The organism is Actinocorallia aurea, assembly GCF_054783995.1.
In genome coordinates this window covers 52,033-68,237 of record NZ_BAAGPQ010000036.1, presented here as the reverse complement: position 1 = coordinate 68,237, position 16,205 = coordinate 52,033, and the positions used below count along the sequence as shown (strand labels likewise).

Below are 16,205 nucleotides of genomic sequence, written 5' to 3'. Positions count from 1 at the left end.
CCGACCACCACGCACCACGGGAAAGAAGAGCCATGCAGAACCTCGACACCGCCCGCGTCCGCGCCCTCGGCGGCGGCGCCCTCCTCCTCGACGTGCGGACGCCCGCCGAGTTCGAGTCCGCGCACATACCCGGCTCGGTCAACGTGCCGCTCGACGCGCTCCCGTCCGCGCTGGCCTCGGTCACCGAGCAGGCGGCGGGCCGCACCGTCGTCCTCGTGTGCCGCTCGGGCATGCGGGCCCGGCAGGCGCAGCGCCTCGTCACCGGCGCGGTGCTCGACGGCGGCGTCCAGGCCTGGGAGGCCGACGGGGGAGACCTCGTGCGGGGGAAGCAGACATGGAGTCTTGAGCGCCAGGTGCGGTTCGTCGCCGGGACGCTGGTGTTCGCCTCGGTCCTCGCGAGCCTCGCGTGGACGCCCGCCGTGGCCGTCGCCGGGTTCGTCGGCGCGGGGCTCGCCTTCGCGGGCGCGACCGACACCTGTCTGATGGGGCGAGGCCTCGCGCTCCTGCCCTGGAACCGGTGAGCCTGGCACTGACCCTGCTCGGCGCGGCGGCCGTGGGCGTGACCCTCGGCCTGCTCGGCGCGGGAGGATCGATCCTCGCGGTCCCCGTCCTGGTGTTCCTCGCGGGCCAGCCCGTCACCGTCGCGATCCCGACCTCACTGGTGGTCGTGCTGCTGTCGTCGGCGGGCGCGCTCCTGCCCCGCCTGCGCTCCGGCCTCATCCGCTGGAACGTCGCCGCGGTCTTCGCCGCCGGAGGCATCCCCGCGGCGGTGGCGGGCGCGAAACTCGGCGGGGCCCTTTCCGAGCGGGTCCTCATGCCGGTGTTCGCCGTGCTCATGGTCGTCGTCGCCGTCCGCATGCTGCGCGACGCGACCCCCCTCGGCGGTGCCTGCCGCGCCGCGCCCGGCGCCCGCCCCGACCGCCGCCACTGCCTTCCCAAGGCGTTGCTGGCGGGGGCGGGCACGGGCGCCCTCACCGGCGTCTTCGGCGTCGGCGGCGGCTTCGCCGCGGTCCCCGCCATGACGCTCCTGCTGGGCCTCACCGCGGCCGAGGCCGCGGCCACCTCCCTCGTGGTGATCATCGTCAACTCGGCCGCGGGCTTCACCGCCCACCTGGGCGCCCACCTCGACCTCGGGCTCGTCGCCGCCTTCGCCGCGACCGCGATCGCCGCCTCCCTCCTCGCCGGCCGCCTGGCCCGCCGCGTCCCGCCCGACCGCACCCGCCGCGTCTTCGCCTGGACGGTCCTCGCCCTTGTGCCGCTGATGGCCTTCGGGGCCGCCTAAGGGCCCGCGTGGTACTCGGGAGGGAGGCGAGGTCATTCCAGGGAGGGATCTACCTGGCTATACATCACGCGTATAGTCACCGACCATGGACAACGGGAAGACCCTTCTCGGGCTGCTCAGCCGAGAGGCGAGCCACGGGTACGACCTGAAGCACGCCTTCGACAGGTACTTCGGGGCGGAGAAACCACTGGCCTTCGGGCAGGTGTACGCGGTGCTCTCGCGCATGGTCCGCGACGGCCTCATCGTGCTCAGCGGCCACGAGGCGACCGGCGAGGCGCCCGACCGCAAGAAGTACGAGATCACCCCCATCGGGCGGGAGATGCTGCTCGGCTGGATGTTCACCGCCGAGCCGCCCTCGCCGACGTCGCGCAGCGACCTGTTCGCCAAGACCGTCATCGCGCTCCTCGTCGACGAGGACGCGCAACGGCTCCTCGACGTCCAGCGCACCTCCCACCTCGCCCGGATGCGCGAGCTGACCCGCGCCCGGCGCGACGCGGCCCTCCTCGACGTGCTCGCCCTCGACCACGCCCTTTTCCACCTCGAAGCCGACCTGCGGTGGATCGACCTCGCCGCCGCCCGCCTCGACGCCCTGCGAGAGGAACTCCGATGAACGCCCCCCTGCCCCGCCTTTCGGCCGAGCCGCCGTCCGGCGGGCCCGCCCCCGTCATCTCCGCCCGGGGGCTGCGCAAGTCGTTCGGCCCGACCGAGGCGCTGCGCGGCGTCGACCTCGACGTGCGGCGCGGCGAGGTCCTCGCGGTCATGGGGCCTTCCGGATCAGGCAAGTCGACCCTGCTGCACTGCCTCGCCGGGGTGATCACCCCGGACGAGGGCACCGTGGACGTCGCGGGCCGGACCGTCTCGGCGCTGGGCGAGGCCGATCGCAGCAGGCTCCGCCTCAGCGAGTTCGGTTTCGTCTTCCAGTTCGGCCAGCTGCTGCCCGAGCTGACCGCGGCCGACAACGTCGCCCTCCCGCTGCTGCTCGCCGGGACGCCCAGAGCCCGCGCCCGGACCGCCGCGCGCGCCGCCCTCGACCGGCTCGACCTCGCGGGCGCGGGGGAGAAGTACCCCACGGAGCTGTCCGGCGGGCAGGCCCAGCGCGTCGCGATCGCCCGTGCGCTGGTCACCCGCCCGAAGGTGCTCTTCGCCGACGAGCCCACAGGCTCCCTCGACTCCTTGGCGGCCGAGAACGTGCTGACCGCGATGCTCGACCTCGTCCGGGAGGACGGCACGACCGTCGTCCTCATCACCCACGACCCGCGCACCGCCGCGCACGCCGACCGCGAGGTCATCGTGCGCGACGGCCGGATCGGCGCGGTGGCCGCGTGAACCTCTCGGCCGCCCGGCTCGCCCTCCTCGGCAGCCGCTCCTCAGTCGGCCGCCTCCTCGGCATCGGCGCGGGCGTCGCCCTGGGCGTCGCCGCCTTCCTGCTGCTGTGGGGCGCGGGCGGCGGCCTGGAGCAGCGCGAGCAGCGCGCCGCCTGGCTCTACACGAGCGGGACCGAGGCGGACGCGGCCACCCGAAGCGGGGTGCTCGAACCCGGTGCGGCGCTGTGGGTGCGCTCCACCGACTACCACCGCGGCGTCCCGATCCTCCGGCGCGACGTCGCCGCCGGGCCGGACGCCTCCGCGACCCTCCCCGGCGGTGGGGCGCTTCCGGCGGCGGGCTCCTACTACGCCTCGCCGGCGCTGGCCGAGCTCATCGCGGCCGCGCCCCCGGCCGAACTGGGCGCCCGGTACGGCGTCCTCGCCGGAACCCTTCCCGCGTCGGCCCTGCCCGGCCCCGACGCCCTCGTCGTCGTCAAAGGCGTGACCCCCGAACGCGCCGCCGCGCTGGCGCATCCGACGGTCGTCACCGAACTGGACGCCGAACCCGCGGTCCGGGGCGGCTCCTACCGGACCGTCATGCTCATCGGCGGCGTCGCGGTGTTCTTCCCGGTGCTGCTGCTCGTCGGGATCACCACCCGGCTCGGCGCCGCGGCCCGCGCCGAGCGTTTCGCCACCCTGCGGCTCATCGGCGCGACGCCCGGCGCGCTCGCCCGGCTCGCCGCCTGGGAGATGGGCGCCGTGGCGCTCGCCGGAGGCGTCGTCGGCGCGCTGCTCGCGTGGGCGCTGCGCCCGGTCGCCTCCCTGATGCCCGTCGCCGAGGGCAGGCTCTACGCCGCCGACCTCGGGGTGTCCCCGGCGATCGCCGCCCTCACCGTCGTGTCCGTGGCGGGGGTCGCCGCAGCCGCGGCGGCCTGGCGGATCCACCGCGACGGGATCGGACCGCTGGGCGCCGCCCGGCAGCGCCGCGAGCGCCTCCCGAAGGCGTGGCGGATCCTTCCCCTCGTCGCGGGCCTCGCCGTCATGGCCGTCGCCACGCTCGGGTCGGACGCGCTGCCCGACACCGCGCTCCAGGTCCTGCCGTTCGCCGGATTCGTCCTGACGACCGTCGGCATCGCCGTCGTCGGCCCCTGGTTGACGCTCCTCGCCGGCCGCGCCCTGGAGCGGCGGGCCGAGAGCGCCGCCGGGACCATCGCGGGCGGCCGGATCCGGGCGACCCCGGCGGCGACGTTCCGCTCGGTCAGCGGCATGGTCGTCGCGGTGTTCACCGTGAGCGTCTTCGCCGGCGGCGCGAGCTCCGTCGACCAGGGCACCACGCCGGACACCGGGCCGGGCCATGCCCCGGTGAGCAGCGTCTTCGCCGGGATAGCGCCCGGCGCGGCCACCCCCGACGCGCTGCGCACGGCGGCCTCGGGCGCGCAGAGGCTCATCGTCGCCTACGGACCTGCCGAACGGGAGTTCCTCGCCGTCTCCGCCGACGACGCCCGCGCACTGGGTCTCCCGGTCGATTCCGGCGCCCGGTACCTGCGGTTCGACGCCTGGCCGTTCTTGGAGCCGAAACCCGAGGCGCCCGCGACGCCGAGTCCGCTGCGGAGCCTTCGCGGGCTGGAGCCGTCGATGGCCTTCGCGCTCACCGACGGCACCCCGGCCGGGCTGGAGCGGGCCAGGACCGCCCTGGACGTCTCGGGCCTCACCACCGTCGTGGCGCTCACCCGATCCGACATCGCCGACCTCGGCCTGCGCGGGGTCGTCGGGAACCTCGCGCGGCTCGCCTACCTGGGCGTCTTCGTGGCGATCCTCGTCGCGGGGGTCTCCCTCGCGGTGTCCACGGCCGCGGCGATGCTCGACCGGCGCAGGGTCCTCGGCCTCATGCGGCTGATGGGCATGCCGCCGAAGGTGCTCCGCCGGGTGATCGCCTACGAGACGGCGGTCCCGCTGGCCGCGGTCCTGCTGCTGTCGTCGGCCGCCGGGTTCGGCGTCGCCTGGCTGATCCTCGAAGGACTCACCCGGGGCCAGCTCAGCATGGGGTTCCCCGACCCGGTCTTCTTCGCCACCCTGGCCGTCGGCCTGGCGCTCACCGCGGCCGCCACGGCGGGCGCGGCCTCCCTGGTCCGGCAGGGCACCGGCACGACCGCCACCCGGTTCGAGTGATCACGGGGGCCGCCCTCCCGAGGGCGGCCCCCGTCGCGTTCCGGGCAAGGCTGGACGGCGCATAGTATTTCGTTAATCAGCGAAATGCCGAAGGGGCGGTGTCCGTGCTCGACGAGTGCAAGGCCCTGGCGAACGAGACCCGGCTGCGGGTGCTGGAGTGGCTGAAAGAGCCCGAGACCCACTTCCCGGTCGGCGACGCGGCGGAACTCGGCGTCTGCGTCGGCCTGCTCCAGCGCAAGGCGGGCACCTCGGCGTCCACCATGTCGGCGCATCTCGCGGTGCTCCAGCGGGCCGGGTTCGTCACGGCGACCCGGCGGGGCCAGTGGACGTACTACCGGCGCGACGAGGAGCGCATCCGGGAGTTCGCCGCACGGGTCCACCGCGATCTTTAGGAAAGGTAGTCAGAGCTCATGACCGCACTGTCCATCCTGGACCTCGCCCCCGTGGCCAACGGGCAGACGCCCCGCGAGAGCTTCGCGGCGAGCGTCGAACTCGCCCGCGCGGCCGAGCGGACCGGGTACAAGCGGGTCTGGTACGCCGAACACCACAACATGGCCTCGATCGCCTCGACCGCGACAAGCGTCCTCATCGGTTACGTCGCCGCGCACACCGAGTCGATCCGGCTCGGATCCGGCGGCGTCATGCTGCCGAACCACTCGCCGCTGGTGATCGCCGAGCAGTTCGGCACGCTGGAGACCCTGTTCCCCGGCCGGATCGACCTCGGCCTCGGCCGCGCCCCCGGCACCGACCAGCGCACCATGCGGGCGCTGCGCCGCGACAACACCTCCGCCGACACCTTCCCCCAGGACGTCCTGGAACTCCAGGGCTACCTGAGCGGGAACTCCCTGGTGCCCGGCGTCCAGGCCGTGCCGCTCGCCGAGAACCCGGTGCCGCTGTACATCCTCGGCTCGTCCCTGTTCGGCGCGCAGCTCGCCGCCCAGCTCGGCCTGCCCTACGCGTTCGCCTCGCACTTCGCGCCCGACGCGCTGCACGAGGCCTCCGGTCTGTACCGCGACACGTTCAAGCCGTCCGAGCACCTCGCCGAGCCGTACCTGATCACCGCCGCGAACGTCTTCGCCGCCGACGACCACGACACGGCCATCGAGCAGAAGACCGTCGCCTACCGGGCCCGCGCCCGCGCGATGATCTCCCGCGGCCCGATGGGCGCCGCCGACCTCACCGACGACCAGATCGACGCCTTCCTCGCCTCCCCGAACGGCAGGCCCCTCGCCGGAATGACCCGCTGCACCGCCGCCGGCACCCCCGACGAGGTCCGCGCGTGGCTGGAGGAGTTCGCCGCCTCCACCCTCTCCAACGAGATCATGGTCACCCATCAGGCCCCCGTCCTGGCAGACCGCCTCCACTCGGTCGAACTCACCGCGAAAGCCATGTCCCTGCCCATCTGACGCGATCCTCCCGTTCCGCCCTTCACTTGTGGATCTTCCCGCTAGGTTCGGGTCTCCACGAAGGGTGGAGGGGGAGCAGTGAGAATCCTGCGCATCGGGTTGTTCTGCGTGGCCACCGTGTGCGCCCTGGGCCTGGGCAATGCGTTCTACCCGCACTGGGACCGGCCGGCGCCCGCGGTGGCCCTCGGCCCCGACGGCTGCCCGCGCGTCGTGTTCGAGCACGAGTTCGACCGCGTACCCGGCGCAGGTCCATGGCCGCTCTCGAAGCTCCCGCACGACCTCGCGCCCGACGGCGCGGTCTCCGCGGTGCTGTGCGCCTGGAGCTGGGAGAGCGACAAGGCTGTTGAGGTTCTGCGCCTCACCCGACGCGTCGGGGAGCTGCAGCGGTTCCTCGCAGATCTGCCGTCCGTCAAAGGCGGCGGAATCGGAACCGCGATGGGCTTCGGCCGCGTCAACCTAGTGCTCGGATACCCGGACGGCACCTCCATGCCGATGACCTTCGACTTCAACCGGAACCATCTGACGAGCCGGGTCGCCGTGCGCAGGGGCGCGACCCGGGTGACGCGGGAGTTCGTCCGGCTCTGGCAGGCCGAGAACACCGTCGCGGATCCCACGAAGATTCCGCCCGCGGACTGCCTGCAGAAGCTGCCGCGCGACTTCGACCGGCTGCGGGCGGCACTGCCACCGGCCATCCCACGGGGTGAGAACGGGTTCGACCGACGGCGCGAAGCGCACCTGCCCGTGCCCGTGGCGGTCGTGCGCGCCTGCCGCTACGTCGAGGACGGTCGAAAGGCACTCAGACTGCGCGGGACGGGCTGGACCCGTGAGGGGCTCGCCGAGATCCGCGCGGCGGTCGAGCGAGCGCGGCAGCACGGCGATCGCTGCCGGGGCCGGGACACCGCTGTGGACACGCTGCACCTCACCGATGCCACCGGAAGGACGCTGACCGTCTTCATCGCGAGAAAGCCCTGCGGATACGAGTCCCTGTACGGGCTCCCGGTCGGCGGACCGCTCTCCCCGGAGCTCGCGGCGGTCGCGACCCGGCTCCTGGGCTGAGGGGGTCAGCGCCACGTGCCGAAGGGGTCGGTCTCCTGCCAGGCGGTGGGGACGACGAGGGTGACGCGGTCGCGGCGGGAGGCGCGCTCCAGGAAGTCCATGGCCGGGGTGATGTCGTCCATGAAGAACGGCATGGGGCGCAGGGGGCGGTCCAGAGGGAGCATGAAGTCGTCCCAGTGGATCGGCAGGACGGTCTTGGCGCCGGTGGCCAGGACGGTCTCCCGCCAGTAGGACTCGCGGTCCTCTTCGGACTGGGAGCCCAGGCGGCCGATGCTGAGGTAGGCGGTCTCGGCGTGGAAGGACGCGAGCTTGCCGGGGATGTGGTTGGCGCTCGGGTGGATCAGCAGCGAGCCGGCCGGGTGGCGCAGGAAGAACGTGTAGCACTGGCCCGACCGCCACGCGGTGTACCGGGCCGGGGGCACGAGCGGCTCGGTGACGGGCCCTTCGGCGATGTCGCCGGGGCTGTGCAGGGCGTGGACGGGGGTGACCCGGAAGTCCCCGAACGCGAACACCTCGCCGTCCTTGGCCCGCACCAGCAGGTCCGAGGAGAGCCCGTACCCTTCGCCGATCTTCACGGCCGATTCCGACCCGATCAGGGGCGCCCCGAACTTGCGGGCGATGACGGGCGCGTCAAGGGCGTGGTCGTAGTGGGCGTGCGCGCACAGGACCGCGTCCAGCGAGGTGACGCCGGCCTTCTCCAGGCAGGCGTCGATCCTGCCGGGGTCCGGGGCGATCTTGCCGGTGGCGATCCGCCAGAGCGGGGGCCGGGAGAAGAAACCGTCGATGAGGACGGTCGTCCGGGTGTCGCGGACCAGCAGCGTGCTCGTGCCGAGGAACATCGTGCGGACCCCGGAGGAGGCGGGGCCGTCGGGATCGGGGCCGCGCGTGGCGAGCGCCGCGTACAGGCTCATGCTCGGACGGGACAGGGGGAACCTCATCCTCGTGCGCCTCCCCGGCCGGAGCCCCCGGCGGTAGTTCCGGCGGGGGCGTCCTTGACAAGCCCAGGGACGACGGGTCCAAGGGCGACAAGCCCGGGCGCGACGAGCCCGAGGAGGGCCGCTGAGACCTGCATCACAGCATCGTACGCCTGTGAGATGCCCCTCGCGCCCCCATCGGTGATCATCCCCGGCGATTCAGGGAACAACCAGGACGAACGTCCCGAGATTCGCAGGTAAAGGGGCCTCTCGGCTCAGGACCGCCTCTTCCGGCGGCGGGGCTCGATCCACTCGGGTCCGCTCGAAGCGGATTCCCGCCGCAGGCCTCAGGACGCGCGGGAGACGGCCCTGTGCGGGAAGGCCGCGAGGGCGTCGGTGTGGCCCTCGCCGGTGGCCTCCAGGAGGTCCACCGCGATGGAGCGGAGCTGGGCCAGCACGACGTGCGCGGAGAAGTCGAGAGAAGGCAGCGGCACCGGGTCGAGCCGGGCCGCGGCGCGGCGCAGTGCCTTGCGGGTGAGCAGCGGCGTCGCGCCCGACGCGAGTTCCTCGCGCAGCCGGTCGGCCGTGGCCGCCAGCTCCGTCATGCCGTCGGCGAGCAGCTCCGGCGCCGCCTCGCCCTTCTCGATCACCGCGACGGTGTGCCGGAGCAGCACCCGCGCGTTGCGCAGGGCGTGGTCGAGCGGGTCGGCGGCGGTCGCGAAGACCTGGAGCCGGTCGCGGCGGCCGCGGTGCAGCGGCGACAGCGCGGCGGTCTCGTGGGCCGTGGTGAGCGCGGCGTGGTACGTGTCGACCTTCCCCTGCGAGCCGCGCGCCCGCTCCAGCGCCTCGGCGGCGCCTGCCGGGTCCCGGTCGCGCAGTGCCGTCGCGGCGGCCTCCAGTGCGGCCGACAGCTCCTCCAGCAGTTCGCGGATCGCGCGGGTCGCGTGCGCTGCGGGGTTGCCGGGCAGCAGCGCCACCGCGACGAGCCCGATGAGCCCGCCGACCAGGGCGTCCACCATCCGGTCGACGCCTCCGGTGCCGCCCGGCGGCAGCAGCGTCGCGACGAGGACCGCGGACGAGCCGGCCTGCAGGGAGATCAGCGCGCCGCCGTCCAGCAGCACCGACACGGCCATGGACAGCGCGACGACCAGCGCGATCTGCCAGGCGCCGCCGCCGATCGCCGAGATCAGCAGGTCGCCGACCCCGACGCCCACGCTCACCCCCGCCACGAGCTCCCAGACCCTGCGGCGGCGGTGCGTGCCGAGGCCCACGCCGATGGACAGGACGACGGCGATGGGGGCGAAGAAGGGGCGGTCGTGGCCGAGGAGCCGGGTGGCGATGATCCAGGCCAGTGCCGCGGCGACCGCGACCTGGACGATGGGCAGTCCCATGGTGCGCAGCCGCCCGGTGCGGTCCCGAAGGCTGTCTGCGAACGCTGTCATGCCGTCAACGATCTCCGACCTGGGCCCATGCGTCAAAGACACGATGTGACCGTCGGCCATAGAAGATGTTTATATGGGGCACCGTAGGATGGGCGGCGTGAGCTTCCGGCAGATGGAGTACCTGGTCACGGTCGTGGAGGAGGGCTCCTTCACCGCCGCGGCCGAACGACTCGGCGTGACGCAACCCACCCTTTCCCATCAGATCCGTGCGCTGGAGCGTGACGTCGGCGTGCCGCTGCTGGAGCGGTTGCCGGGCCGGGTCCTGCTCACCCCGATGGGCCGCGAGTACCTTCCGCACGCCGTGGCCGCCCTGCGCAGCGCCCGGCTCGCCGCCGGGGAGGGCGCCGGACGGGCCGGGCCCGCCCGCCTGCGGATCGCGACGCTGTACTCGATCGCGCTCGGCGTCGTGCCCCCGGCCGTCCGGGCCTGGCGGGCCGCCGATCCCGGGGCCGAGGTGGAGGTCGCCGAGTTCGCGTCCGTGAGCGCGCTGGAAGGGCACGTCGCCTCGGGCGGGGCCGATCTGGGCATCGGCCCGCGCCCCACCCGCTGGAGCGGCCCCCTGTACGAGCTGGGCGAGGAGGAACTGGTCCTCGTCCTGCCCCCGGGCGATCCGCTGGCCGACTACCCCCACGTCCCCCTGCGCGCCCTGTCGGACCGTCCCTGGGTCCTCTACGACGCCGACAACGCCCTCGCCCCGCTCGTCGCCGCCGCCTGCGCCGAGGCGGGGTTCGAACCCCGCGCGGCAGTCCGCACCCACCACAGCGCCACCGCGCTCCAGCTCGCCGCCGCGGGGCTCGGCCCGGCCCTCGTCCCCTCCGGCGTCCTCGACCCGGCCCTCCCCGTCACCCCCACCCACCCGACCCCGCCCATCCGCCGGCACCTGGCCGCCTTCATGACCGATCCGCCCTCCCCCTCCACCGCCCGCTTCCTCACCTTCCTCCAGAACCCCGCCTCCTAGGGGAGGAGGGCGTGGGCCGCCAGGAGGTCGGCGAAGGCCTGGGCGGCGGGCGCCGGGTCGGTGCGGGTGAAGGCGACGAGGCGGCGCACGATCGGATCGGCGGGGCGGGCCGTGTGCGCGGCGTGCCGGGCGCCGATGACGTCGGCGGGGACGAGGGCCGGGCCCAGACCGGCCGCCGCGAGCTCCACGGCCGTCGCGGTGTGGTGCACCCGGGCCGCCGCCCGCGGGACGAATCCGGCGTCGGCGAAGATCCGGGAGAGCAGCGGGGCGAGTCCGAAGTCGGCGGCGTAGAGGACCCACGCCCGGTCGGCCAGCAGCCCCAGCGGGACGCCGCCCGGACGGCGCAGCAGTGGATCGTCCTCGGGCAGGACGAGCCGCAGTTCCTCCTGTCCGAGCACCCGCAGCGGCCCCGGCCAGCCCGCCGGTTCGGTGCCGACCCCGATGTCGGCCTCGCCGCGCTCCATCGCCTCGGCGAGGAGGTCGATGTGCGCGTACTCGGTGAGCGCGACGCGCACCGCCGGATGCGCGAGCCGCCAGGCGCCCAGCGCGGGCGGCACCAGCCCCATCGCCATCGAGTGCAGCGCCGCGACGCGCAGTTCCCCGCCCTCCAGCCGGGCCGCGTCTTGCGCCGCGCGGGCCGCCGCCCGGGTCGCGGCCAGGGCCGCGCGCGCATGCGGCAGGAACCGCTCGCCGTGCGGGGTCGGCCGCGCCCCCTCGGGCGTGCGCTCGAACAGCGCGTGCCCCAGTTCCCGCTCCAGCGCCTTCACCTGGTGGGACAGCGCGGGTTGGCTCACCCGCGCGGCCCGCGCGCCCTCGGTGAACGACCCCTGCTCGGCGACCGCCACCACGTACTCCAACTGCCGTGGCCTCACACCGGCACCCTACGCGCCGCTCGGGGAGGCGGGCTCCGAGCCGCGCTCGGGGAAGGCCGCTCGGAGCCTTGTGTGAAGACGGAAAGCCTTACGCGGCAGGCCTTCTGGGGCGGGGACCGTTGACAGGGCCGCGGGGCGCGTGCGACCGTTTACGTACAACGTAAACAACTGTAGATCGTACGTACGGGGTGGTGACATGACCGCTGAAGCCGCGCCCCCGCGCGACCTCGGATGGGTGGACCGCAAGAAGTACCTCTGGATCCTCGGGCTCGCCGTACCGGCGGCCCCGTTCGCGTCATATCTCCTGGTCGAGGCCACCGGCTGGGGCGTCCTCTGGCTGCTCGGCCCCTTCCTGCTCATGGGCCTCAGCCCGATCCTCGACACCGTCTTCGGCAAGGACGAGCGCAACCCTCCCGAAGCCGTCATGGCCTGGCTGGAGAAGCAGCGGTACTACCGCTGGTGCGTCCGGGCCTACCTGCCGCTGCAGTACGGCGGACTCGTCCTCGCCTGCTGGATCTGGTCGCGCGGCGACGTCGCCGGCTACGAGAAGGCCCTGCTCGTCCTCGCCACCGGGGCCGTCGGCGGCATCGCCATCAACGCCGCCCACGAACTCGGGCACAAGAGCGAGGCCGTCGAGAGGTGGCTCTCGAAGATCGCCCTCGCGCAGACCGCCTACGGGCACTTCTTCGTCGAGCACAACAGGGGTCACCACGTCAGGGTCGCGACCCCCGAGGACCCCGCCAGCGCACGCCTGGGGGAGAGCTTCTACCGGTTCCTGCCCCGGACCGTCGTGGGGAGCGTCCGCTCCGCTTGGCGCCTCGAAGTCGGCCGGCTGGCACGCCGCGGGACGGGGCCGTGGACGTTGCGCAACGAGGTGCTCAACGCCTGGGCCCTCACCGTCGTCCTCTACGCGGCGCTCGCCGCGGTGTTCGGTGCGGGCGTCCTGCCGTACCTGGTCGTCCAGGCCGTCATCGGGTTCGCGGCCCTGGAGGTCGTCAACTACGTCGAGCACTACGGGCTGCTGCGCGAGCAGACGCCCTCGGGACGGTACGAGAGGGTCCGCCCCCGGCACAGCTGGAACAGCGACAGCCTCGCCTCCAACATCCTGCTCTTCCACCTCCAGCGGCACAGCGACCACCACGCCCACCCGGCCCGCCCCTACCAGGTCCTCCGCCACTTCGACGAGGCCCCCGAACTCCCCGCCGGCTACGCCACCATGACCCGCCTCGCCTACCTGCCGTTCCTCTGGCGCCGCATCATGGACCCCCGCGTCCTCGCCCACTACTCCGGCGACCTGAGCCGCGCCAACATCGACCCCGCCAAACGCGCCCGGTACGTTTCCGCCTGACCGCCCAGTCCCGCAAGCACCCGCCCCTCCGGCCGAACCCGCCCGGAGGGGCATCCGCGTTCGATCGGGCCCGCGCGGGGCCTCACCGGACCTCACGACACCGCCGCACATCAGGCCGGCGCGGTGCGCCCCGGCTGAGATGGCCGGGCGGCGGGGCCGCCTGATCCCGGGACACGGGTCAGGCGGGGAGCCGTGCGGCGGAAAGGAGCGCAGGGTCGTGGGACGAGACGATCGTGAGGTCCGGGGAGGACCGGCGGTGGAGGTCGGCGAGGCGCGCGTGGTTGCGGCGGACCCGCGCGCCGGCGAAGGCGACGACGGACTCTTGGGCGCGCAGCACGAGCGGGACGTCAGAGCCGTCGAGGGTGCCCCGGTGGTAGAAGGCGTCGCCGCAGTGCAGGATCCAGCGGTCGCCCGCCTCGACGGCGACGGCCGCGTGGCCCCGGGTGTGGCCGGGCAGGGGGATCAGCACGAGCCCGGACGCGATCTCCGTGAGCTCCCGCGCCGCGGCGAAGCCCCGCCACGCCTCCCCGCCCGGACCGTGCTCCACCAGCCGCGGCCCGTGCGCCCACTGCACCGGCCGGTACCGCATCCGCTCCCGCCACGACGGCGCGTGCACCGCCCCCCGCGCCTCGTCCGCCGTGACGTGCACACGCGCGTCGGGGAAGTCGGCGAGCCCCCCGATGTGGTCGAGATCGAAATGCGTGAGCACGATGTCCCGCACGTCCTCCCGCCGGAACCCGAGCCCCTCGACCTGCCGGACCGCGGTCTCCTCCTCCGCCAGGACCGGCCGGATCACATGCCGCATCGGCCCCAGCCGCCGGGGCTCCGCCACGTCCCGCAGCCCGAACCCGGTGTCGACGAGCACCAGCCCCGTCCCGGTCTCCACCACGAGCACATGGCACACCAGCGGCGCGGTCGGCATCCGCATCGTCCCGCAGTTCACATGATGAACCTTCACCCCGCGCTCCTCACCCCAAGATCCCCTCATTCTCCACAAACCACCGCCTTTCACTCCACCCACGTGGGTTCCGGGCCGCGCGGCCGTGAGATCGGCAGGCGTGACGAGATCGACCAGGCCGAGGGGGAAGGTAAGCTCGTCGGTTCGCCCATCTTGACCGACAGGAGTGGAAGCATGTCCGGAGAGGCCGACGCGGCGGGGGTGCTGGAGGCCGAGCGCGCCCATCTGGAAGGGGCACGGACGGCCCTGCGGCGGATGCGCGAGCACGCCGAGTCCCTGTCGGCGGACGCCGCGGGCGACTGGGTCTCCGCCCAGATCCTCGAATCGCTGCTCGACCAGCGGATCCGGGCCCTCGCCGACCACCCTGACACGCCCCTGTTCTTCGGCAGGCTCGACCACCTCCCGAGCGACCTGCCCGAGACCGTGTACGTGGGGCGGCGGCACGTCCACGACGACGGTGGCGCGGCCCTCGTCCTGGACTGGCGCGCGCCCGTCTCCCGAACCTTCTACCAGGCCGGGCCGAGCGAGCCGATGGGCGTCGCGCGGCGGCGCAGGTTCGGCTACCGCGGCGGCGAGCTGACCGCCTTCGAGGACGAGCACCTCGACGGCCGCGAACTCGCCGCGTCCCGGCTGCTCACCGACGAGATCGAGCGGCCCCGCACCGGCCCGATGCGCGACATCGTCGCCACGATCCAGCCCGAACAGGACGTCATCGTCCGCGACGAACTGGCCAAGACCGTCTGCGTCCAGGGCGCGCCGGGCACCGGGAAGACCGCGGTCGGCCTGCACCGGGCCGCCTACCTGCTGTTCACCCACCGGGAGCGGCTGAACAGGTCCGGCGTGCTGATCGTCGGACCCAACCGGGCGTTCCTCTCCTACATTTCCGGAGTCCTCCCGGCACTCGGCGAGGTCCGCGTCGACCAGGCGACCGTCGCCGACCTCCTCGGCGGCCCGACCGGCGACGAATCCGACGAGCGGGCCGCGCTCAAGGGCGACGCCAAGATCGTCGACGTGCTGCGCAAGGCCCTGTGGCTGCACGTCACCCGGCCGGAGGAAGGGCTCCTCGTCGTGCGGGGCGGCGCGCGCTTCCGCGTCCCCGACTACGAGGTCCGCGAACTCGTCGCCGAACTGCGCGGCACCACCCGCTACGCCAACGGCAGGGAGGCGCTCGCGCGGCGGCTCGCCCACCGGGTCCTGCTGCTCATGGAGCAGCGCGGCGAAGCCCCCGACGACAGGGTGCACGACGCGGTCGCCCGCAGCCGGCCCGTGAAGGCGCTCGTCGACCAGGTCTGGCCGAAGCTGACGCCCCAGCAGGTGCTGTTCCGCCTGCTGTCGGACGCCGAGTTCCTCGCCCGCGCCGCCGAAGGCGTCCTGTCCGGCGACGAGCAGGACCTGCTGCGCTGGGCGAAGGCGCCGCGCTCGGCCCGCTCCGCCCGCTGGACGGCCGCGGACCTCGCGCTGCTGGACGAGCTCGGCGACCTCGTCGAGCGCACGCCCTCGCTCGGCCACCTCATCGTCGACGAGGCCCAGGACCTGTCGCCGATGCAGTTGCGCGCCCTTGGCCGCCGCTGCGCCACGGGCTCGGCGACCGTCCTCGGCGACCTCGCCCAGGGCACCACCCCGTGGTCCGCCCGCACCTGGACCGAGGTGCTGCACCACCTCGGCCGCGAAGGCGAGGTCACCGAACTGACCGTCGGCTTCCGGGTGCCGCGCGAAGTCCTCGACTACGCCGCGCGCCTTCTCCCGTCGATCGCCCCGGGCCTCGCCGTACCGAGCTCCCTGCGCCCCGGCCGCGGCTCCCTGATGGTCCGGCAGGTCCCCGACTCCGCCAAGGAGGCCGTCGCCTCGGTCCGCGACCTGCTGTCCGGCGAAGGCTCGATCGCCCTGGTCGCCGCCGACTCCGACGTCGCCTCCCTGGCGTCCCTCCTCGACGCCGAGGAGATCCCCCATACCGTCCTCACCGCCGACGGCACCGCCGCCGACGCCCCCCACCTGCGCCTCCACCTGGTCCCCGCCCCTCTCATCAAGGGCCTCGAATACGACCACGTCGTCCTCACCGAACCCTCCGCCATCGTCACCGCAGAACCCCGGGGCCTCGCCCGCCTCTACGTCTGCCTCACCCGAGCCGTGACCTCCCTCACCGTCCTCCACACCACCCCCCTCCCCACCGAACTCACCTGACCTCACCCACCCCCGCCACGCCCGGGGGCGAAGCGGTCGGCGAGGCGGCCTGCGCACGGCGGGACGAAGCAGGGGCACATGGCCCTGGCCGAGCCCGCGACCTGCGGTTCGGTCAGGGCAGGCGGACTCGGCGGGTCGTCCTGACGCGGGTGCGGGGTGCGCCGGTTCGGTCGGGCGGCTGACACCTCCTTTCCGACTTCGCGCGATGTCCGCGCCATCGTCGAACGAGGCCTCGCGTCAGGCTGGACACCCATCTCCCACGGACCCCCCTTCTTCCTCTCCGAACACGACGCTCCCCCGTGGAACCTCCCCGGC

General features: G+C 73.9%; 15 protein-coding genes. 11 read left to right on the top strand and 4 right to left on the bottom strand.

The window, feature by feature from the left end; all coding sequences use genetic code 11:
* Positions 1 to 32 precede the first annotated feature (32 nt).
* From ACYVOM_RS37890 to ACYVOM_RS37855, 8 genes are all read left to right on the top strand, one after another.
* Complete coding sequence (locus tag ACYVOM_RS37890; RefSeq protein WP_460308444.1) at positions 33 to 521, top strand: rhodanese-like domain-containing protein; 489 nt, start codon at positions 33 to 35, stop codon at positions 519 to 521.
* A complete protein-coding gene (locus ACYVOM_RS37885; protein WP_460308443.1) occupies positions 518 to 1,282 on the top strand; it encodes a sulfite exporter TauE/SafE family protein in 765 nt (254 codons plus the stop codon). Before ACYVOM_RS37890 ends, ACYVOM_RS37885 begins: the two co-directional genes overlap by 4 nt.
* A gap of 85 nt (positions 1,283 to 1,367) precedes the next feature.
* Positions 1,368 to 1,892, top strand: a complete 525-nt coding sequence (locus ACYVOM_RS37880; protein WP_460308442.1) for a PadR family transcriptional regulator — start codon at positions 1,368 to 1,370, stop codon at positions 1,890 to 1,892.
* The gene (locus ACYVOM_RS37875) at positions 1,889 to 2,608 is read left to right on the top strand and encodes an ABC transporter ATP-binding protein (RefSeq protein ID WP_460308441.1); all 720 of its coding nucleotides are present in this window, start codon (positions 1,889 to 1,891) and stop codon (positions 2,606 to 2,608) included. Before ACYVOM_RS37880 ends, ACYVOM_RS37875 begins: the two co-directional genes overlap by 4 nt.
* On the top strand, positions 2,605 to 4,755 hold the full coding sequence (locus tag ACYVOM_RS37870) for an FtsX-like permease family protein (RefSeq protein ID WP_460308440.1): 2,151 nt from the start codon (positions 2,605 to 2,607) through the stop codon (positions 4,753 to 4,755). The genes ACYVOM_RS37875 and ACYVOM_RS37870 overlap by 4 nt, the downstream gene beginning before the upstream one ends.
* Positions 4,756 to 4,853: 98 nt before the next feature.
* Positions 4,854 to 5,147: an ArsR/SmtB family transcription factor gene (locus ACYVOM_RS37865; RefSeq protein WP_460308439.1), complete on the top strand. Its 294-nt coding sequence runs from the start codon at positions 4,854 to 4,856 to the stop codon at positions 5,145 to 5,147.
* 18 nt (positions 5,148 to 5,165) lie between these two features.
* Positions 5,166 to 6,161, top strand: a complete 996-nt coding sequence (locus tag ACYVOM_RS37860) for an LLM class flavin-dependent oxidoreductase (RefSeq protein WP_460308438.1) — start codon at positions 5,166 to 5,168, stop codon at positions 6,159 to 6,161.
* Positions 6,162 to 6,239: 78 nt separating this feature from the next.
* Positions 6,240 to 7,217, top strand: a complete 978-nt coding sequence (locus tag ACYVOM_RS37855) for a hypothetical protein (protein ID WP_460308437.1) — start codon at positions 6,240 to 6,242, stop codon at positions 7,215 to 7,217.
* 5 nt (positions 7,218 to 7,222) lie between these two features.
* Here the strand turns inward: ACYVOM_RS37855 and ACYVOM_RS37850 are convergent, their stop codons facing one another.
* Both ACYVOM_RS37850 and ACYVOM_RS37845 read right to left on the bottom strand, forming a co-directional pair.
* Entirely contained in the window at positions 7,223 to 8,128 is a 906-nt protein-coding gene (locus ACYVOM_RS37850; protein ID WP_460308436.1) for an MBL fold metallo-hydrolase, read from the bottom strand.
* 350 nt (positions 8,129 to 8,478) lie between these two features.
* Complete coding sequence (locus ACYVOM_RS37845; RefSeq protein WP_460308435.1) at positions 8,479 to 9,573, bottom strand: FUSC family protein; 1,095 nt, start codon at positions 9,571 to 9,573, stop codon at positions 8,479 to 8,481.
* A 97-nt stretch (positions 9,574 to 9,670) separates the two neighbouring features.
* Here ACYVOM_RS37845 and ACYVOM_RS37840 point away from each other — a divergent pair, with 97 nt between their 5' ends.
* Entirely contained in the window at positions 9,671 to 10,531 is an 861-nt protein-coding gene (locus tag ACYVOM_RS37840; protein WP_460308434.1) for a LysR family transcriptional regulator, read from the top strand.
* Here ACYVOM_RS37840 and ACYVOM_RS37835 read toward each other — a convergent pair.
* On the bottom strand, positions 10,528 to 11,403 hold the full coding sequence (locus ACYVOM_RS37835) for a LysR family transcriptional regulator (protein WP_460308433.1): 876 nt from the start codon (positions 11,401 to 11,403) through the stop codon (positions 10,528 to 10,530). The genes ACYVOM_RS37840 and ACYVOM_RS37835 overlap by 4 nt on opposite strands.
* Before the next feature lie 196 nt (positions 11,404 to 11,599).
* On the opposite strand from ACYVOM_RS37835, the gene ACYVOM_RS37830 reads away from it, so the two are divergent.
* Positions 11,600 to 12,751, top strand: a complete 1,152-nt coding sequence (locus tag ACYVOM_RS37830; RefSeq protein WP_460308432.1) for an alkane 1-monooxygenase — start codon at positions 11,600 to 11,602, stop codon at positions 12,749 to 12,751.
* A 178-nt stretch (positions 12,752 to 12,929) separates the two neighbouring features.
* Here the strand turns inward: ACYVOM_RS37830 and ACYVOM_RS37825 are convergent, their stop codons facing one another.
* A complete protein-coding gene (locus ACYVOM_RS37825; RefSeq protein WP_460308431.1) occupies positions 12,930 to 13,709 on the bottom strand; it encodes an MBL fold metallo-hydrolase in 780 nt (259 codons plus the stop codon).
* A gap of 174 nt (positions 13,710 to 13,883) precedes the next feature.
* Between ACYVOM_RS37825 and ACYVOM_RS37820 the strand changes: the two genes are divergently transcribed.
* Positions 13,884 to 15,890, top strand: a complete 2,007-nt coding sequence (locus ACYVOM_RS37820; protein ID WP_460308430.1) for a HelD family protein — start codon at positions 13,884 to 13,886, stop codon at positions 15,888 to 15,890.
* Positions 15,891 to 16,205 lie beyond the last annotated feature (315 nt).